Source organism: Paenibacillus terrae (assembly GCF_005217525.1).
Taxonomy (GTDB): Bacteria; Bacillota; Bacilli; order Paenibacillales; family Paenibacillaceae; genus Paenibacillus; species Paenibacillus terrae_C.
Window position 1 is genome coordinate 48,333 of record NZ_PNXQ01000001.1, and the last position, 20,024, is coordinate 68,356.

17 protein-coding genes are annotated in these 20,024 nt (G+C 47.2%); 4 read left to right on the forward strand and 13 right to left on the reverse strand.

From position 1 onward, the window contains the following. Positions 1 to 303 precede the first annotated feature (303 nt). Positions 304 to 1,068: an exodeoxyribonuclease III gene (locus tag C1I60_RS00225; RefSeq protein ID WP_137059970.1), complete on the forward strand. Its 765-nt coding sequence runs from the start codon at positions 304 to 306 to the stop codon at positions 1,066 to 1,068. An 88-nt stretch (positions 1,069 to 1,156) separates the two neighbouring features. On the opposite strand, the gene C1I60_RS00230 is transcribed toward C1I60_RS00225, so the two are convergent. The 4 genes from C1I60_RS00230 to C1I60_RS00245 form a co-directional block, all read right to left on the reverse strand. Beyond that, positions 1,157 to 2,503 carry a GH1 family beta-glucosidase gene (locus tag C1I60_RS00230; RefSeq protein ID WP_137059971.1) on the reverse strand — a complete coding sequence of 449 codons (1,347 nt, stop codon included), beginning with the start codon at positions 2,501 to 2,503 and terminating at the stop codon, positions 1,157 to 1,159. 23 nt (positions 2,504 to 2,526) lie between these two features. Further along, the gene (locus tag C1I60_RS00235) at positions 2,527 to 3,345 is read right to left on the reverse strand and encodes a carbohydrate ABC transporter permease (RefSeq protein ID WP_137059972.1); all 819 of its coding nucleotides are present in this window, start codon (positions 3,343 to 3,345) and stop codon (positions 2,527 to 2,529) included. Next, positions 3,345 to 4,238, reverse strand: coding sequence for a carbohydrate ABC transporter permease (locus C1I60_RS00240; protein ID WP_137059973.1), 894 nt, complete (start codon positions 4,236 to 4,238; stop codon positions 3,345 to 3,347). Before C1I60_RS00240 ends, C1I60_RS00235 begins: the two co-directional genes overlap by 1 nt. 74 nt (positions 4,239 to 4,312) lie before the next feature. Continuing rightward, positions 4,313 to 5,638: an ABC transporter substrate-binding protein gene (locus tag C1I60_RS00245; protein WP_137059974.1), complete on the reverse strand. Its 1,326-nt coding sequence runs from the start codon at positions 5,636 to 5,638 to the stop codon at positions 4,313 to 4,315. A gap of 297 nt (positions 5,639 to 5,935) precedes the next feature. Here C1I60_RS00245 and C1I60_RS00250 point away from each other — a divergent pair, with 297 nt between their 5' ends. Further along, positions 5,936 to 6,976: a LacI family DNA-binding transcriptional regulator gene (locus C1I60_RS00250; protein ID WP_137059975.1), complete on the forward strand. Its 1,041-nt coding sequence runs from the start codon at positions 5,936 to 5,938 to the stop codon at positions 6,974 to 6,976. Positions 6,977 to 7,191: 215 nt separating this feature from the next. Here C1I60_RS00250 and glpK read toward each other — a convergent pair whose 3' ends face one another. Together glpK and C1I60_RS00260 are read right to left on the reverse strand one after the other, a co-directional pair. After that, entirely contained in the window at positions 7,192 to 8,685 is a 1,494-nt protein-coding gene (gene glpK / locus C1I60_RS00255; RefSeq protein ID WP_137059976.1) for a glycerol kinase GlpK, read from the reverse strand. A gap of 30 nt (positions 8,686 to 8,715) precedes the next feature. Further along, the gene (locus tag C1I60_RS00260) at positions 8,716 to 9,537 is read right to left on the reverse strand and encodes an MIP/aquaporin family protein (protein ID WP_137059977.1); all 822 of its coding nucleotides are present in this window, start codon (positions 9,535 to 9,537) and stop codon (positions 8,716 to 8,718) included. 407 nt (positions 9,538 to 9,944) lie between these two features. Between C1I60_RS00260 and C1I60_RS00265 the strand changes: the two genes are divergently transcribed. Then, entirely contained in the window at positions 9,945 to 11,423 is a 1,479-nt protein-coding gene (locus C1I60_RS00265) for a PTS transporter subunit EIIC (protein WP_137059978.1), read from the forward strand. Positions 11,424 to 11,605: 182 nt separating this feature from the next. On the opposite strand, the gene C1I60_RS00270 is transcribed toward C1I60_RS00265, so the two are convergent. From C1I60_RS00270 to C1I60_RS00300, 7 genes are all read right to left on the reverse strand, one after another. Continuing rightward, positions 11,606 to 12,727: an acyltransferase family protein gene (locus tag C1I60_RS00270; protein WP_137059979.1), complete on the reverse strand. Its 1,122-nt coding sequence runs from the start codon at positions 12,725 to 12,727 to the stop codon at positions 11,606 to 11,608. 79 nt (positions 12,728 to 12,806) lie between these two features. Continuing rightward, positions 12,807 to 13,427 (reverse strand): malonate decarboxylase holo-ACP synthase, encoded by a 621-nt coding sequence (locus C1I60_RS00275; RefSeq protein WP_137059980.1) that lies wholly within the window; start codon positions 13,425 to 13,427, stop codon positions 12,807 to 12,809. Next, positions 13,421 to 15,094 carry a biotin-independent malonate decarboxylase subunit beta gene (gene mdcD, locus C1I60_RS00280; RefSeq protein WP_137059981.1) on the reverse strand — a complete coding sequence of 558 codons (1,674 nt, stop codon included), beginning with the start codon at positions 15,092 to 15,094 and terminating at the stop codon, positions 13,421 to 13,423. Before mdcD ends, C1I60_RS00275 begins: the two co-directional genes overlap by 7 nt. Then, the gene (locus C1I60_RS00285; RefSeq protein ID WP_137059982.1) at positions 15,084 to 15,383 is read right to left on the reverse strand and encodes a malonate decarboxylase subunit delta; all 300 of its coding nucleotides are present in this window, start codon (positions 15,381 to 15,383) and stop codon (positions 15,084 to 15,086) included. The genes mdcD and C1I60_RS00285 overlap by 11 nt, the downstream gene beginning before the upstream one ends. A gap of 28 nt (positions 15,384 to 15,411) precedes the next feature. Then, a complete protein-coding gene (locus tag C1I60_RS00290) occupies positions 15,412 to 16,236 on the reverse strand; it encodes a triphosphoribosyl-dephospho-CoA synthase (RefSeq protein ID WP_137060211.1) in 825 nt (274 codons plus the stop codon). 4 nt (positions 16,237 to 16,240) lie between these two features. Continuing rightward, the gene (gene mdcA, locus C1I60_RS00295; RefSeq protein WP_137059983.1) at positions 16,241 to 17,887 is read right to left on the reverse strand and encodes a malonate decarboxylase subunit alpha; all 1,647 of its coding nucleotides are present in this window, start codon (positions 17,885 to 17,887) and stop codon (positions 16,241 to 16,243) included. Continuing rightward, positions 17,884 to 18,723, reverse strand: a complete 840-nt coding sequence (locus C1I60_RS00300) for an ACP S-malonyltransferase (protein WP_252361496.1) — start codon at positions 18,721 to 18,723, stop codon at positions 17,884 to 17,886. The genes mdcA and C1I60_RS00300 overlap by 4 nt, the downstream gene beginning before the upstream one ends. Before the next feature lie 198 nt (positions 18,724 to 18,921). On the opposite strand from C1I60_RS00300, the gene C1I60_RS00305 reads away from it, so the two are divergent. Then, positions 18,922 to 19,794, forward strand: coding sequence for a LysR family transcriptional regulator (locus C1I60_RS00305; RefSeq protein ID WP_137059985.1), 873 nt, complete (start codon positions 18,922 to 18,924; stop codon positions 19,792 to 19,794). The last annotated feature ends 230 nt before the right edge of the window (positions 19,795 to 20,024 follow it).

Sequence of the window (20,024 nt, forward strand, 5' to 3'; positions counted from 1 at the left end):
TATCGTGAGAAGCTTCCGTAAGGGAGCTTTTTTTCGTTTTACAACCCCCTACAAAAAATATTCTATTTTAACTCCAGCATTTTGCATCATTTGACTCCCCACGCTCGAAAGTACAGTAGATAGACGAACTAAATCGTTTCGATCTCTATATCGCTGATTTGAGGTCGTGAATGTCATCATCTATAATGTCGAATATTTTCTGATATAATTTTGAATATTTTCTGAAGAGCATGAACTGGACAAAGTGCCTCAGAAATAAAGCAGTAAGCTTATATGTTGGGTACAGCAAGGGAGAAATAATTAATGAAATTAGTATCTTGGAATGTTAATGGCTTAAGAGCCTGTGTGACCAAAGGATTTTATACTTATCTAAAAGAAACGAATGCCGACATTTTTTGTGTACAGGAAACCAAGCTTCAAGAGGGACAAATCCTGATGGAGAACATGGAGGAATACACACAGTACTGGAATTATGCCGAGAAAAAAGGATATTCCGGGACGGCTATCTTCACCAAAATCAAGCCTCTTTCTGTGCATTATGGGCTTGAAGAAAATGGGGAGCCTGAAGGCAGAACCATTACTTTGGAATTCGAGAAATTTTATCTGGTTAATGTATATACTCCGAATACCAAACGGGATTTGTCCCGACTGCCGTACAGACTGGAATGGGAGGACCGTTTCCGCAGCTATCTGCAACAACTGGATGCATTGAAGCCTGTCATTGTTTGTGGTGATCTCAACGTGGCTCATCAGGAAATGGATTTAAAAAATGCAAAAGCCAACTACGGCAATGCCGGATTTACGCCTGAGGAACGGGAGCGAATGTCACAACTGCTCGAAGCCGGATTTATAGACACCTTCAGATACTTTTATCCTGACAGGACGGATGTTTATTCCTGGTGGTCCTACATGCCGAAAGTGAGAGAACGGAACATCGGCTGGCGAATCGATTACTTCCTCGTCTCGGACAGACTTCGTCCGTTGTTGATAGATGCAAGTATTGATTGCCATATTACAGGCAGCGACCACTGCCCTGTTATATTGGATATGCAAGATATTTCAGCATAGTCCCCCCTTGCACAAAAATTTATGCAGTCTTAAAAGCCGTCATGCGCTGTATTGCAGCATGACGGCTTAGATTATTATGATAAACTGTTTAAAACCCGTTATTCGCCATCACTCGCTTGAACCACAGCGCACTTTGTTTGGGTGTCCGTTCCTGCGTTTCGTAATTGACATGTACAATACCGAAACGTTTGCTGTAGCCCCAGGCCCATTCAAAGTTATCAAGGAATGACCAGACAAAATAGCCCTTGAGCTGCCCTCCCTCCCCGATGAAGCGATGGCATGCCTTTAAATGCTCCTCAATGTAGCGCTGACGTCCGGTGTCGTCAATCTTTCCATCCATCAGTTCGTCCTTCATCGCTGCTCCGTTTTCCGTAATCAGAATGGGCAAGCCCTTGGTGAAGTCCTTCTCAATCCGGGTCAGCAGCTTATAAAAGGATTCGGGGTGAATCTCCCATCCCATATCCGTTACCGGTTCCTCGAAGCGAACCTGCTCTGCCTGAAGCAACGAAGCGTCTATGGCCGCTCGGATGACACTGCGAGCGTAGTAATTGATACCCAAAAAATCCCCTGGCTGCTGAATCAGCTCCATATCACCAGACTGTACAAAATCCAAGCCATTCAGATACGCACCATACCATTCCACCATATCCTCTGGATATTTCCCGTTAAACAACGGCTCGGCAAACCAACGATTGATAAAGCCATCTCGGCGGACGGCAGCGGCTACGTCCTCAGGTCGCTCAGAAGCGGCATCCACATGCTCCATGTTCAATGTAATACCTATCTTGCCCGTCAGCCCTTTTTCCTTGTGTAATTTGATGGCTATGCCATGACACAGCAGAGTATGATGGGCGGCAGTAAAGGCTTCCTTCCAGTTCTGATGGCCGGGAGCATGCTCTCCTGTACCATAGCCCAAAATAGAGGCGCAATAGGGTTCATTGATCGTATTCCACCAGCTTATACGCTGTCCAAAGCGATCCATAATGACAGAGGCATACGTCATAAAATGCTGGATAATTCCTCGATTTGTCCAACCGCCCTCGTCCTCGATCCACTGCGGAAGATCCCAGTGATACAATGTCAGCATCGGAATGAGCCCGGCCGACTCAATCTCATCCAGCAGACGCTCATAGAAGAGCAGCCCCTGTTCGTTAACCACGCCGGGTGCGGGAATAATGCGCGGCCAGGCCACGGAAAAACGGTAATGTAAAAAGCCAAGCTGCTTCATCAATTGCACGTCTTCCTTAAAGCGGTGAAAATGGTCACAAGCTATATCTCCGCTGTCACCGCCTATCACCTTCCCGGGTGCTTGACAGAAAGTATCCCAAATGGAAGGCATTCTTCCTCCCTCAGCTACACCACCTTCAATTTGATAAGAAGAGGTCGAGGTTCCCCACATAAAAGTGTCTGGAAATAAAAAGGTATTCTCACTCATACTTGGTATCTTCCTTTCAGGATTTAAGACTTCACAGCTCCGGCCATTGCACCACCGACAATAAAGCGCTGTAGGAAAATATACAAAATGACCAGTGGTAGTGTAACAATCAGGATACCGCAAGCGAGCAGCGGCCAGTTGTTCATGTATTGTCCGTAGAAGGAGAACAATCCCTTGGTCACTGGCTGATACGCGGGATCAGACAAATAAATGGTAGGACCTATAATGTCGTTCCACGCCCCGATGGCTGTCAAAATAATGCCTGTCGCCAACACCGGCTTCATCAGCGGAACAAGAATCGTAAACAAATAGCGTGAATACCCGCACCCGTCCATTGCAGCCGCTTCATCCAGCTCTCGGGAGACAGACTTGATATATCCCACAAACATCAGGAAGGCAATGCCGGTACCCGTTGTTTTCAGCAAAATAAAACCAAGCTGCGTATTGTAAAGTCCCAGACTATTAATGAGAGCAAATTGCGGAATCAGCGGGTTCGGAAGATACATGGATATCAGGAAAAACACATAAAAGAAGGTACTGAACTTAACGTATCCCCGCGCCAATGGAAAAGCTGCAAACACGGATATCACCAACGTTAATAGCGTAGATACGCCCGTATACAAAATACTGTTCCACATGTACTGAGAGAAATTCCCTTTTTCCCAAGCGTCCATGAAATTCTCCAAGCGCAGACCCTTGGCTATAGCCACAGGATCTATCAGATACTCACTTTGAGTCTTCATCGATACATTAAAGAGGTAGAAAAGCGGGAATAAATATAACGAAAGCATGAGCAGTACGATGATGTAGCTCAGTAGTTTGGTTCCTTTGGTACTGCTCATTACATTTCCACCTCTCTTCTGCGCAAGTAATACAGAGCAATCATCGACACCGTAAATACGAACAGAAACTGGATCATAGCTACTGCGGAAGCAAGGCCGTAATCCGACGTCCCGGAGCCAAAGGCTGTTGCATACACATCAAACGCAAGTGTCGTCGTGTTGAATTTACCACCTGTCAGCACATAAATAATATCAAAGGTTTGCAATGCTCCGATAATGGACAGCAGCATATTGACTGTAAAGGATGGCGCAATCATCGGAAAGGTAATATTTTTGAACGCTTTCCACCCGGAAGCACCATCCATGTACCCTGCTTCATATAAATCATTGGGAATGGATTGAAGTCCAGCTAAGAAAATAGTCATCGAGTAACCCATGTACATCCAAATTTGCACAAAAATAATCAGTTCAAATGCTATATCATAGTCCCCGAAAAAGTTGGAGCTGGTTCCAAAAAAGTTCATCATGGCTTGCGCAGGACCGCCAAGCGGATTGGCAATCAACTGCCAGATCAGGCCGGATACCGTTACTCCGAGCACAACGGGCAGGAAAAATACAGCACGGTAAAACACATCACCCTTGAGCTTTTTATTAATAATGACGGCCATGAACAGCCCTACTGCATTTTGAATCACAACCACAGCTACGGCGAAATATAGGGAACGACCAATAGATGCGATTCGATCTCCAGAATCAGAAGAGGTAAAAAAGGTCATATAATTCTCGAATCCAACAAAATTCCACGTTTGTCCCGGAACCCCTGAAGCATTTGTAAAGGAAAACAGTACGGTTACCATTGAGGGACCAAAGCCAAGAAGCAAATAGAGCAGCACCGGAATACTCAGTAAAAGATACGGCATTAACCGGGCCGCACCCTTTCCGAAGGGATACATGGGCCTCACACCTTTTTTACATTATTATGGGAGCTTTACAGTTGCCAATCTGCGCTCATGCAAAGCCTGTTGATTTATTTAGGGGCTGCTGCATCCCAGTCTGCCTGGGATTTTTGAGCAAGCTCCAAAGGCGTCTTTAGTGGACCGGCAGGCGTCAGAAATTCAGCATGTACGCCATCCTTAATGTACTGTCCAACATTCTTACGATTGATAAACAGCTGATCCCAAGAGAGCTTGAAGTTTTCCAGTGAAGGCTGGATTTCATTAAAAAATTCACTACTTATCTTCACATCCGGCTGTGTCGGCAAAAACCCGGCGGCGTTCACAAAATCCGTGTAGTTCTGCTTCTCAGAGAGCATTTCAAGCCATTTAATCGCATAATCCTTGTTTGGCGACTTTTCCAATACCATCCATGTCATATCGTACTTGCCTGCAAGGTTCTTATTTTTTGCCGGATTATTGCTGCCTGGAATCGGGAAATAACCAAATTTAATCTCTGGATTGGCTGTCTGGATCGTCGTTGCATCCCACGTGCCATCTGCAATCATAGCTACACGCCCTGTAGCAAACAAGCTTGGCAGGGTTCCATAGTCAATCCCCATAAATCCACCAATGGCATTGTTCATCAAAATTTGTGTTTTTTCCAGCACCTCAAGCTGGACGGGATCTGTCAGCTTTGTCTTACCTGTCCACAGTCCTTTAATATATGCCAGCTGATCATCATGGATAGAGGCTTGAAGCCCTTGGACAGCAAGGTTAATAGGCCATACATCCTTCCCGCCGAAACCAATCGGTTCTACACCATTGTCCTTGAGCACCTTCATCACATGTACCAGCTCATCCCAAGTTGTGGGCACAGCAAGATTATATTTTTCAAAAATCTCTTTGTTATAGAACAGACCTGTAAGTGCCACCTTGCCCATATTTACACCGTATACCTTGTCCTTATAGGTCATGGCATTTTTGACATCTGTAGCATTATAGTTTTTTATAAAAGCTTGATCCGACAGATCGGCTATTAGTCCTCCGTCAATCCATTGCTTCCACATCGGATCTGCTGCTCCCTTGGACCATTCCTGTGGGGCGCCTACGAAGCTGAATTTCAAAGGAATAATGTCTGCATCACCGGATGAACCAGCATTCATACGCGTTTGCATCAATTGATCATACGTTGAGTCAGCAGGAACCGTCGTATACTCCACCTGAACATCAGGATACTTCTCTTCAAATTTTTTATTGAATTCCTTTATATAGTTATTAATATTTTCCTGCTGCCAATGAATAATCTTTAACGTGACCTTTTTATTCCCCTCCTGTGCAGCTCCGCTACCTTTACCGCAAGCGGCCAATACCACGATTAAAGCGGTTACAAGAAGTAAAGAAAAACTCTTTTTTAGCATTGCAGAATCCCCCATATCATTTTTAGAATACATACACCCACACATTACGAAAGCAGTTTCGTTATTTACATTTACTATTATGTAACGAATGATCTGTATTTGTAAATAGAGATTTGTGAAATATCAAAAAAAAGATGAACCACCACTAAATCAAACTTATTTTTCCATAAAATATTAAGTTATATCCTACTAAGCACTGTTGACTCTCCTCTATAAGGTAGCATAGAATACGAGTAATCATTAAATTTAGAATGCAAAGTCAATTTCAACTAAACCAGTTTAGTTTTGGAGGATTTTATGAATATAAAAACAATAGCGAGTATGGCAGGAGTTTCGGTAGCAACGGTTTCAAAAATTATAAATAATTACACGGATATCAGTGAGGAGACCCGGCAGAGGGTGCTTAAAATTATGGAGGAAACAGGCTATAGACCCTCCTCCTCGGCTAAAACACTTGCTACCAAGAAATCAAATCTGGTAGGCGTTATATTCGCTGGCAAGCTGAATGTCGATTTTAGCCATCCTTTTTTTGTAGATATCATTAATGTCTTCAAAAAACAGATTGGCTTGCTCGGTTACGATCTGTTGTTTTTTTCGAATGAAAAATTTCTGGACAATGGAGAGGACTATTTGGCTCGTTCGAAATATTTTTCAGTGGACGGGTGCATTATTATTGCTGGAGATGAAGTGGAGAAGAGCGTTTTTGATCTCGATGCCAGCCCCATTCCCTGCATCGGTGTCGATATTGAACTAACCGGAGCCAGTTCCTGCTATGTTATGTCCGATAATCAGAAGATCTCAATGAAGGTTGTTGAGCATTTTTACATGAATGGCTACCGCGAAATGGGTTTTATAGGCATCGAACGCCCATCCCTGGTGATTAAGGAGAGAGAAGAAGCCTTTATCGCTTCACTAAAACGGTTTAGTCTTGATGTCAGACCCGAATGGATCGTGTATGCCAAGGACTACGCAGCGGAAGATGGGTACCAGATCGCGAAGACGTGGATACAGCAAGGAGATTTACCAAGGGCTATTTTTGCGGCTACCGACCTGCTTGCCTTTGGTGCCATCCGTGCTTTCAAGGAAAGCGGCTTGAGGGTACCCGAGGATATTGCTGTAGTGGGATGTGATGATATAGAAGCCTGTCGTTACACCGATCCTCCACTGACCACCGTAAAACAAGATAAACAAAAAATAGGCCGTCTAGCCGCAATGGTGCTATTTGACCTGATGAATAAACAGATGGAAACGAAATGTATTAAAGTAGAACCGGAGCTAGTCATACGCAGCTCCTGCGGAGCCCGGGAAAATTGGAACCATACGATGGTTCAGGGGTAGTACCCTAACGAAAAAAAGGGAGCCGCCTCAGTGTTACATGACTATGCCCCGTAAGATGGACACTTTTTCTCAAAGTGTCCATCTTACGGGGCATTTAAGTTTTAATCAGAGTAAACAACAGTGGAGCGGATAAAATATAATGCCCAATTCAAATGTCTTACGTGTAACCGAAAAAGACATTGCGTTGCTCCAGAAGAGACCCTTCGTTTAAGCTATTACTTATAGGCCATCGTCGCCTTCACAGCCTTTTTCCAGCCTTCATACAAACTGCTGCGCGTTTCTTCATCCATACCGGGGGCAAAAGATCGCTCCACCCTCACACGCTTGCGAAGCTCATCCATACTCTTCCAGTATCCAATCGCCAAGCCTGCCAGGCATGCGGCTCCCAGTGCCGTCGTCTCATGGATAACAGGCCGTTCTACTGTGGCATCCAGAATATCGCTCTGGAATTGCATCAGAAAATTGTTCAGCACGGCTCCCCCATCCACCCGCAACGTCTTTACTGCAATACCAGAGTCTATTTCCATCGCGGCAAGCACGTCTTTCGTCTGGTAAGCAAGTGCCTCCAGTGTTGCACGGATAAAATGCTCTTTCGTGGTGCCCCGTGTCAGACCAAACATCGCTCCACGCACCTCACTATCCCAGTACGGACTGCCCAGTCCGACAAAAGCAGGTACCAGATACACCCCTTCCGAAGAGGAAACGCGGGCTGCATAGGCTTCGCTGTCTTTGGCTTCACGGAACATGCGCAGACCGTCACGAAGCCACTGGATCGCCGAGCCCGCTACAAAAACACTTCCCTCCAGCGCATATTGCACCTTGCCTTCCTCCAGCCCCCAAGCGATGGTCGTAATGAGTCCATGCTTGGATTCTACGGGTTGATCGCCCGTGTTCATCAGCATGAAGCAACCTGTGCCGTAAGTATTTTTGATCATCCCTTTTTCGTAACAAGCCTGACCAAATAGAGCCGCCTGCTGGTCACCAGCAGCGCCAGCAATCGGTATATTTTGACCAAAGAAATGATAATCCACGGTGTGCGCGTATACCTCGGAGGAAGGCCGTACCTCAGGCAGCATTTTTTTTGGAACATCGAGAATGTCCAGCAGCTCATCGTCCCACTTTAGCTCATAAATGTTATACATCAGCGTTCTGGCTGCGTTGGAATAGTCGGTCACATGCGCCTTGCCGCCGGACAGCTTCCAGATCAGCCACGAATCAATCGTACCAAACAGCAAGTCGCCTCGTTCCGCCTTTTCGCGCGCACCTTCTACATGGTCCAGTATCCACTTCACTTTTGTGCCAGAGAAATACGGGTCAATCAACAGCCCTGTTTTACTGTGGAATAGCTCTTCATGCCCTTGCTGCTTCAGTTCTTCGCAGATGTCCGAGGTTTGGCGCGACTGCCATACGAGTACGTTATACACAGGCAGTCCTGTATTTTTGTCCCACACCGCTACCGATTCTCGCTGATTGGTAATGCCGATGGCGGCAACCTGATTTGCTTTTACACCGGATTCGGATAGACAAGATGCAATGACCCCCAGAATGGAACTCCAGATTTCATTCGCATTCTGTTCCACCCAGCCGGGATGAGGAAAGTATTGCGGAAACTCCCGCTGAGCAGAGTACACCACATCCCCTTTACTGTTGAACAAAATCGCTCTTGAGCTTGTCGTTCCCTGATCCAGTGACAAAATATATTTTTCCATCGTTGATCTCTCCCCTGTAATGAATCCATTTTATGCAGTCATTTTATGAGCTTTATCACTTTTATAAGTACGGCTGAAACGAAAGGTAACCATAAGCACCACTACAATCATACCAAGCACAATCCAGAAAGCTGGAGTCATATTCCCTTTAAATACGGTCTGGTAAAACACCCCTCCAAAAGAGCCGCCCAGCAATGGTCCTACAATCGGCACCCAGGCATATTTCCAGTTCGATGTTCCTTTACCGGGAATCGGCAGCAACCAATGCGCAAGACGCGGCCCCAAATCTCTAGCCGGATTAATAGCATAACCTGTAGTCCCGCCGAGAGACAAGCCGATGCTGACAACCAGAAAACCCACAATGAGTGGATTCAGTCCCTCAGCGAAGGAGTTGGCACCGAATGACTGCAAAGCAAGAACAAAGATGAAAGTACCGATCATTTCACTAAGCACGTTGGCAAACGGATGATCAATAGCCGGTCCTGTAGCAAATACACTGAGTTTGGTTGCTGTGTCCTCCGTCTCTTTCCAGTGGGGCAAATAGTGCAAAACCACAATCACGGCACCTGCCATGGCCCCGAGAAGCTGAGCTGCAATATAGCCCGGAACGTCCCTCCATGGAAAAACTCCCTGAAATGCAAGCGCCAGCGTCACCGCAGGATTCAAGTGTGCTCCACTGATCTGACCAACCGCATATACCGCAACGGCAACCGCGAGCCCCCACCCCAGTCCGATCACTATCCAGCCAGAGCCGTGGGCAAATGATTTTTTCAGGGACACCCCTGCGCACACTCCGCCACCTAGGGCAATAAGGATCATCGTCCCTATGAATTCGGCTGCGTATGGCGACATACAACCTACCTCCTCAATAGATCAACCGATTTTCAATCGCTTTCACCGCGCACAAAAAAGAAAAGCCATCACAAACCGCCCCCTGTGCTCTAACATGGGATGTCTGCGTGGCTCTCTTGTCTCCGTCACGATTATTAACTTAAATTTGATATTATATAAGCATGTAAGCGATGTCAACTGCGGATTTACGTTTTCTTATGTACTAAAATAATCGTTGACTATGTCAGATTTCCCGATTTATGATGTAAAAAAATAGGCAACCCAGTTTTTGGGTATATGACCAAACTCATAGTTATGAGCTAGAAAGCGAAAGGAAAGAGATCCGCTTTGCGGTTCTTTTTTGTTGTCCAGTAAGAATTTCAGGATGGTACGACGCTTCCAAACTCGACGAAGAAGGGAAGAATGTTATGCTGAAATTTCTGCAAAGAATCGGTAAGTCATTAATGCTTCCAGTAGCCACACTACCCGCCGCAGGGATTTTACAAGGATTGGCTCTGATTAACTATGAAACGGATATACCACTTGGTCCCGAAGTTGGCGGATTTCTGAATCATTATGTCACTCCTTTTCTGAACGAGGGGGCGGGTGCCGTCTTCGGCAATCTGGCGTTAATTTTCGCCATCGGTGTTGCTATTGGCCTGGCCGGGGATGCTGTAGCCGCACTATCAGCAGTCATTGCCTACATGGTGCTGACCCGCATTTTGGCGGCAGTACCGGGCATATTTGCATATATCCCGGATGACGTCAAACTGGACATGGGGGTATTGGGTGGTATTTTTATCGGCGGATGGTCTGCTTTTTTGTTCAAAAAATATCACAGCATCCAGCTTCCGGATTGGCTCGGTTTCTTCTCGGGCAAACGTTTCGTCCCTATGATCACGGCCTTCACGACCATGATTCTGGCCATTCTGCTCGGTATGATCTGGAGTCCGATACAAGATGGGATTGCAGCCTTCGGCAACTGGATTGTCGGCTTTGGCGGAATCGGGTCGATGGTATTCATGATCGCTAATCGGCTGCTGATTCCGCTCGGTTTGCATCATGTATTGAACGCTATCGCGTGGTTTCAAATCGGTGACTACACCAATGCGGCAGGCGAGGTCCTTCATGGTGACCTGACACGTTTCTTCGCAGGCGATAAATCGGCAGGAATGTTTATGTCCGGCTTCTTCCCCATTATGATGTTCGCTCTGCCTGCGGCTGCCCTCGCATTCATTCATACGGCCAAACCGGAAAAACGTAAAGCAGTCGCTTCCATCTTCATCGGTTCTGCGCTGGCATCGTTCCTGACCGGAATTACCGAGCCCCTCGAATTTTCCTTTATGTTCGTTGCACCGTTGCTTTACGGCATCCACGCACTGCTTACAGGTCTGAGTGGCCTGATCATGTACCTACTGAATGTCAAACTCGGCTTTTCTTTTTCGGCAGGACTCATTGACTATCTGGTCAATATGAAGCTCTCCACCCACCCATTGCGAATGATCCTGGTCGGGCTTGCTTTTGCCGTTGTATACTACTTCCTGTTCCGGTTCATCATTCTCAAATTCAACCTAAAAACCCCCGGGCGTGAAGACGATGCAGAAGACAGCCTCCTGCCTGACACTAACAAATCCAAACCCAATGAAAAGGCGGGTGCTGCATCCGACAGTCAGTCCAGTCATGCAGCCAAGGTGCTGACCTATCTCGGCGGTTCGGACAATATCCAAAGCATCGATGCGTGCATCACACGGCTGCGTCTCGTCGTCAATGACGACAAAGCGGTTAACGACCAAGCTCTCAAGCAGCTCGGAGCGTCGGGAGTCATCAGGCTTGGCAGCGGTACGGTACAGGTTATTTTCGGTACGCGATCCGAAATTCTGAAAGATGAAATACAACGGTTGATGTAGACAAGTTCAGGTTCGATAAGCTCTTGAATTCCTCCGCCGCTTCTTTACACAAAAAGGGTATCTCTTCAATCATCGAGATACCCTTTTGGGTTGCCGTCAATCTGCTAAATAACTTAAATACAACTAAATTATAGTGTCATATACACGATGTTACATGTATTGTTTATTTTTAAGCACTTATCTTAGTGATTGGTGCTGTGTGCTCCTTTTTGTCTCAGAAATACCCCCTCAGCCCATACCTTTAGTTGCGCAAAAGCATAAACAACGCCGAACGAACATGTTAAAGTCGAAAGATAAACCAAGAGCAGCGCCACGAAGAAAGGAAGCTGGCCTATCAAATTACCAAACAAACGCAGCACGATGACCAGAATGAACACGTTCGCTGTAAAGGCCCGATACGCGTAAGTAGATAACCATTTGTAATAGGGAAGTGAACGGGAATTCAAGCTGATCAGATGCCTTGCCAGCATGTAAATCAGGAATATCACTACCAGACTATACAAGGTCATGGACGGCTTCAGATAAATCAGATTTCCGAAGGACATATCCTCAAATCCAAAACCGAAAAATTCGTGATTTGTCCAAATGAGAATAAGCAGCATTACCGGAATGAGTATGAACTGAATCCGGCGAAGCACTCCGTCGAACTGTTTCTTATATACCCAAGCGATTCCACCTAGTAAAGCATAAATAAAATAACTAACGAAAAAGCGGTCAAGGTAACGCAGACTAATCGCATATGCTCCTCGGAATACAAAGGTATCGTACACCAATAACCACGCTCCGAAGATCACAAAGCTCACAATAAGCAGCGGAATGACCCGCTTAGGCTTAGCCAGGTATTTGTAGCAGATGAAAATAAGGACTGGCATCAGCAATTGAAATTGCAACATCATCACTGTGTACCAATACTGTGATGATGCATTCCCGAGCACAAATGACTCGATGAGCGTCCAGAATGATGTAACGTGCTGATTAACCTGAATTTCCGGGAAGAAAATTAGGCCAGCCGCTGCCCACAGTAAATAAGGTATCACGAGCTCACCGAATTTTTCCTTGTAAAAATGGGATGCCTTCGTATGCTGATTATTTTTCACCATCCCATATACAATGGCAAAAATAAAGACTGGCGCAGTATACTTTACTATATTGAAAATAACACCTAATAAGGCTAGGTCATCATTAGTGTGTGCATACTTCAGAAACATTCCCAGAACGCTTTGCAAGATCGCTCCGCTAACGGCAAACACCTTTAAGATGTCGCTCTCATTAATATTAATATTCCGCTTTTCAGTGTTTTCCATATTACGCACTTCCCCTTGGACAGCTTGCCTAAAGCCAAATGGTCGTGCATTCCTCCCTTTTGCCGTTGATTATAGCTCCTTATTGCCGAGGATTACGAACGAGCTTGGGACCCGAAGAAGTTCGCAGCACCACAGTACTGGCCCGTTTCTCAAGAATTTCGCGCAGGACGTAGGCACCGTCTCTTGTCTCCAATTGAATGTCAATTCGAACACCCAGATGCTCCAACTTGTGCACAAGTCTTTCAGCTGCTGCATAATCAATAACCTCTGAACCATCTATAACAAGGTCAAGATCACTCGTTTCCTTCACAGTTGGGTATTGCGTTACTATTTCGAAACCCGCACTTCCCACTGGTCCCCAGCGCCAATCCAGCATGATTTCTGCTAATAAATCCATCACCTGCAGGACAGGCTGTTGCCGTCTTGTTGCAGATAAAGAGTTCCACATCTGGCGCTCCGCTATCGCATAAGGAGACACGAGCTGGCACACGCCCTCCGGGTCAAGCAAGGCAGATTCCCGTTGATTTCGGTCTGTTCCACGTATTCCGACGGGAATATAACTATTTTCTAATAGTCCAGCCCTGCGAACGACTACAAAGGGGGCCCGCCTCAGCGAGGCGGTTACCCACTCCTTGTCTTCGTAGAAGGAGAGATATTTCAAATTGGACACTTCAATCAGATCATGTGGCCGAATTACCATTGCTCCGAAAGCACTTGTCGCACGTTATTAGTTGCCATACGCCCACCTGCCAGAGCTTCCTTGGTCTGCAAGCGGAAGCTAAGGTCACGAGGCGCTCCTTTCGTACTCTCAATAGCCTCGGAAATGGTCCGTTCCACAATGGCTACATCACTGTTCTGTGGATCGTCCGCTTGGATCCCGCTCAGCAGCGAATATAGTGCTCCCAGAGTACTGTAGCTGCGCACATCGTAGGCCATGGCTGGAACTTTCTTGGTAGCTTCATCCAGCTCGGCAATCGTCCGCTTGGTGATTCGGGCAGCAGAAGCCTTGGACATGGCCTGAATATTAACCTTGCTGTCATCCAGTGCGATCAAACGATTCGATTGCAGCCCATGCGCGAGGAAGCCTCCCGAAATCGCGTTACCGACGATCACACCGATGACCGGATGACCCTCTAATCTAGCGGTTGCATAAGCATCTGCACTTGCAGCGAGGGCAAGGCTGATGCCGACCATTTCTTCCTTATAGCCGTAGGCTTGACTCGGTACATCAATGATGGCAATGATCGGACGTTTGGTTTCTTTTTTCTCATCCTGACGGATTGCGTCCTTGATGACTTGAGCCACCGTCCAGCCTTCAAGCATACCGACCTCGCCGTTTCTGACACGCGGGAATCGGTTGGAGGCATCCGGAACAATGGCGACATATCTGCACAATTGTCCGTTCTTTTCCACATCGGCCGCAAGTACGGAAGGAACATCGCTGACTGGGTGAGTAATGCCCGTCAAGCGGGAGAACCAGCGATAACCTCTACTGTCCGAAATGTCGACCGCGCCCTCTGTTGCCAGCGGGACAGGCTGCTGCACAGGCTGTATCTGCTTGTAAAATTCACGATAGCGCTCAGGTGTCCAAGGTTCTGTAGGATCAAGATTGCTTAACAGGGTCAGATAGAAATCGATTTGCTCTGTTTTAGCAGGCTTTGCCGGTGCCTTGAGCGCAGTATCAATCGCTTCGATAACTGCATCCGTCGTATCTTCCACCACTTCGTCAATCAATCCGGTTTGGAAGCGCTGGTTGACTCCAATTGTGTTCCAAATCAAGGCTTTGTCGCTTGAATCGAACTCCATAACCCCTGCTTCCTGCTCAATGACCTCCGGCCCGTTCAGACCGAGGCGCGCTTTCTTCGTAGCAATCAGAGTGGTAAACAATTCTGCAGTAATGGACATTCCCCCAAATGCCCCTACGCGGCCCGGAATCAGCCCGATAACTGGAACGTATTTACGCAGTCCGACGATCTGGGTCGCAATCTCCGAAATCGACAACAACCCATAGTTCGCTTCCTGTAGACGAACGCCTCCTGTATCGAAAATCATGATGGGATATAGCTTGTTCCCGTCCTTATTCACTTCCAGTGCCAGTTCGAGCGCTCCGGAAATTTTGGCCCCGCTGACTTCTCCAATGCCCCCTCCTTGAAAAGCACCTTCCATCGAAATGATCAAGACCTTCTGTTTGTGTATTTCGCCAAGAACCAGAATGATCCCGTCATCGCTCTGAGGAACAATGCCTTGCGGCTCTAAGTGGGGGGATTGGATTTTGTCCAACGGCCCAAGCATCTCCCGGAAAGTCCCTTCGTCCAGCAACGCTTTGGCTCTCTCGCGTCCATTCAGCTCCACAAAACTATTCTGCATAGTCTAGCACCTCCAACACTTGCGTAAATCTAAGCATTACTACCCCCGGAGTAGCTCCGAAGTCATGAACTGTAATATTGGCAGTAATCGGATAACGGTTAAAAAAACGGATCAGAACATTCTCCCATACTTGTCCAAATCCTTCACTGCCTGTTAAAATGCTGACGTTGGTGGTCTGGCCTTCCACAGGCTCTACAATAATCTCCAAATCCCCCGAACCGACAACACCGATATGTGCCGGCTTACGGATGGGCTTCGTCGTTTGATATTGAAACTGTAATTTTTCCATCCTTCAGGAACACCTCCAAGTAAAAGTATCAATCGATGAGAAACAATGTGGCGGCTAGCAGGTCGGCGCTGCCTCCAGGTGAGAGCCGTCTAAATTTACAATGCTCGGACAATCGGTAAAACAGCTTTCTGCCCGACTGGGTACTGAATCCGTCTGCAGCAAGGAAGGCACCGGACATTCGCTTGATCGTTATCAGGTCTGACCAATGGCCGCGATGTAGGATGCAGGTATCGTCCACACTTGCCATCAAAGCCAATAATGCTTCGATGCGTGCTTCCTCCTCCGTCTTGCCACAAGCTCTGGCGTGCAGCAAAGTGGGCAGGGCATTATCACGGATGTGCGGAAAACCGAGCCTCGCCTCTTCCTCTGCTCCCATTACCGCGTATCTCTTCTTCACCGATTGTCCATTCGTCCGCTGCATCGGGCGGTACCGATCATGGAACGATGCGATTGTTCCTGCAATGCTCATAATCTGATGTGGGTCCCGTTCCCTTGGAAAGGCTGCCCGTGCACTGGTTAAAAGACCAAGGGCCCAAATGGCACCCTTATGTGTATTGACACCGTTCGTTGCACGGAGCATCACCTTTTCGCCCTCCCGCCCGATTAGAGCTATCTGCTCGCGCAAAGACTGGTCCACCGGGTGAAGGTATGACACAATGGCTATTTCCCGAAACGTATCCTCCAATGCTCTCGCGGATGTAAACATCAGATCGATGGACATATCTGTATGAGAGCCATTGTCTCTGGCATCGACAAGTCCAGGCTTGGGCGTAAGAAGAGCCTCTTCCGTCAATGCCTTTACCGCTTTGGCAGCCAGAGAAGCCGCGAAAGCCGAATGCTTCATCGTGAGCATGGCTTTAAGACCAGCTCCGGAATTTAGCCGGTGGATCATACAATCCGTCTGACCAATCTACGAGGTCGTTGATCGTTTGTGCTGCCAGCAGCGAGCGCTTGGCTTGTCTACGCATGATTCCAAGATCCTCCGGATAGGCCACGATCCCCCTGTCACGCAGCAAGCTTACATCGCTCTCATGGCTTTCCATACCCAATGGCGTTACGCCCGCAATTGCCGCGAGTGCCTTCTTTCTCTCCTCTATGCTGTCCGTCTTGTAGAGGTATGCGATACCTTCCTCGGTGAGGACGTGGGTGACATCATCCCCGTAAATCATAACCGGCGTAATGGCGAGGCCGGATTCATCCTTCACCTTGATGGCATCTAGCGAATCCACAAATACTGGCTTTTTGTTGGCACCGTATGTTTCAACCATCTGCACGACCAATTTCCGGCCTTTAGAGAGTTCCGTCGGGTGCTCGATCATGTCAAGCCAGGCAGGAGTCGCATGTCGCCGTCCCCGAGGATCATGCCCCATATTCGGTGCTCCTCCAAAACCGGACAGTCTGCCGGAAGTAACGGTAGACGAATTACCCGCGCAGTCCATTTGTAACGTTGATCCGATAAACATATCTACAGCGAATTGGCCTGCAACCTGACACATCGCGCGGTTGGAGCGCATAGATCCGTCCTTGCCGACGAAGAACACATCTGAACGAGCCGCAATGTATTTCTCCATACCGACCTCGCCTCCAAAGCTGTGAATGCTTTCGACCCAGCCGGATTCAATCGCCGGAATCAAAGTCGGATGCGGATTCAGGGCCCAGTGCTTGGCAATCTTCCCTTTCAGGCCGAGCTGCTCGCCATAGGTCGGCAGCAAAAGCTCAATCGCTGCAGTATTAAAGCCAATGCCGTGATTAAGCGACTGCACCTGATGTTTTCCATAAATGCCCTTGATCGCCATCATGCCCATCAGGATTTGCAGTTCAGTAATATTCTGCGGATCACGGGTAAACAGTGCTTCCAGTGCGTAAGGTTTGTCGGCCTGTACAATGACATCGACCCAGGAGGCTGGAATATCGGTTCTCGGCAGTTCGTCCACGATTTCGTTGACCTGCACGATCACGATCCCATCCTTGAAAGCGGCCGCTTCTACGATCGTCGGAGTTTCTTCCGTATTGTTTCCGGTATACAGATTGCCCTCGCGATCTGATTTGTCTGCCGCTACCAGCACCACATCTGGAATAAGGTCAATGAAGAGGCGTCCGAACAATTCCAAATACGTATGGATGTCACCGAGCTTAAGCGTCCCGTCATCAATCATTTGCGCTACACGCAGGCTTTGGGAGCCACTGTAGGAGAAATCCAGCTTCCCGGCGATGCCTTTCTCGAAAATATCCAAATGTTCAGGTCTTGAAATGCTGGACATAATCATATGCAGGTCGTGCACCTTGCCAGAATCGACTTCCAGCAGCTTCTGGGAAAGGAAGGACGCTTGCTTCTGGTTATCTCCTTCCAGTACGACCTTCGCACCTGGCTCGATTAGCGCCTCCAGCAGATCGACGATCCGGGAGGAGTCGATGTATTTTCCGTCCAGCCACTTTTCCACCTTTCCTAACTTTTCCTGCTTTTTATCACGTTTTTGTGACCAGGATCGCAGTACTTTATTCATTCTTCTTGCTCCTTCCATTTTCTAATCAGATACTGAGTCGCTTCCAAACCGATCTCGTCCACAGATATTTGCAGCGCATCCTTATGGGCTTGCTTGACAAGTGTGGAAAGAGTATGACCCGGCGGCATCTCGATGAAACAGTCAACTCCGGATTCGACGCAGACAGCCGTCATATCCATCCACCGGACGGGATATGCTACGTTTAGGGCAAGGTCCTCCGCAATTTTTTCCTTGGCTGTCGTCTTTCTCCCCGTATGATTCATCAAATATGGTATTTGAGCGTCCCGCATGGAAAAAGTGTGCATTTTCAGCAATAGCTTATTGGCTACCTCTGACATCAGCGGGGAGTGTGAAGGAATCGGAACCTTCAGAAGCACTGTCTTAGCGGCCCCAAACTCCTTCGCATGCATAAAAGCTTTATTTATCCCTTCCAATGAACCGGATATGACGATTTGCTGCTCTGCATTCATATTCGAGAGGTAGACAGGCATCGCCTCGCTATGAGAAAGATCCACGGCTTGTTGAACCTCTGCCTTCGTAAGCCCAATAATCACACCCATTCCATATCCTTCAGGAAAGGCTTCTTCCATCAACCGGGCACGGAGCCATACGATCCGAAGCGCATCCTCGAACGAGAGAACTCCCGCGATGACCGCCGCAGGAAATGCACCAATGGAATGCCCTGCCACAAATTGGGGACGGATCCCCTGCTCGATCAACCGGTAGGCTATTGCCGTTTCCTTAACGAAGAGTGCCGTCTGAATCCAGACCGTTGAGCCCATAGCCTTCTCATCATCACGCAGTTCAGTTCCGATGATACTTGTTGCCTTTTTCACATACTCGGGCACATCCTGGAGCATTCCAGGAACCTGTGACCCCTGGCCGGGAAATGTAAAAACGATGTTCAGAATCTCACCACCTTTAGCAGATTCATTTTCTTACATTGTCAATTGTAATAAGTGAGTAAATACCTGTAAAATATATATATTCACATATGATTGATAACCTAATGGTTATAAAGGAGCTACTCCATAATGGATTATTTACAGCTTAAGTATTTTCAAGTGACCTCGAAGTATGAACATGTCACACGTGCCGCGAACGAGTTGTTTATTTCACAGCCTGCCTTAAGTAAAATGATTCGAAACCTGGAGACGGAATTGGGTGTGCAGCTATTTGACCGCGAAGGAAAACATATCGTGCTGAATGAATACGGCAAGAAGTTCCTGAAAAGAGTGAATCAGTCGCTCTCAGCGCTAGAGCAAGGCATATCCGAAGTCAAAGAAATGAAGAACGAAAAGGTAGAGGTCATCACGTTATACGTCGCCGTCGGCTCTATGCTATTGCCCAACCTGGTTGGTAAGTTTCGCGATCTCTACCCTCAAATTAGATTCAACCTGACCCAGCACCCTGCGATGGTGAAGAAAGGACTGGCGTACGATTTTGCGATTACGTCCGAAGAGTTGGCAGACAACGAACATGCGATCCTGCTGGAGGAGGAAATTTTGCTTGGCGTACCAAAATCTCACCCTCTGAGTTCTCAGGACACCGTATTCCTGAAAGATCTAGAGCATGAGAAGTTTATCAGCCTTACACCTGGAAATTCGCTTAGGAAGACAACAGACCGCTTTTTTACCCACGTCCCTTATGAACCGGACATCATCTTTGAAAGTGATGATCCGGCTACGGTAAGAGGGTTGATTCAGACAGGACTTGGCATCTCCTTTATTCCTTCTATCCTGTGGAGGAACGTCGTAACCGAAGACATCAAGCTGCTTCAAATCAGGGAGCCTCGATGTATGCGAACAATCTATCTGTCCTATCCTACTGGGGAACTGCACACCGATATAGAGAAATCGTTCTTCGAATTCATCATTAGATTTTTCCAGGATATTGCCCAGCATTGACGATTTAGATACCTTTTGTCATAATAACTGACTTATTGCTTTATCATTCTTCGGATTAGTAGGATCAATATCTTTAGAATATTTAATTTCTATACATGCTTCGTTTCAAATTTTTTGTTTTTGGTTAAGGCATTTGCACATAAATGGATAACCGATTCATATGATGGAGCTATACCATTCACAACTTGTTCAGCAGGTAGACCATCTCAGACAGCAAGGAGGGAAATGAC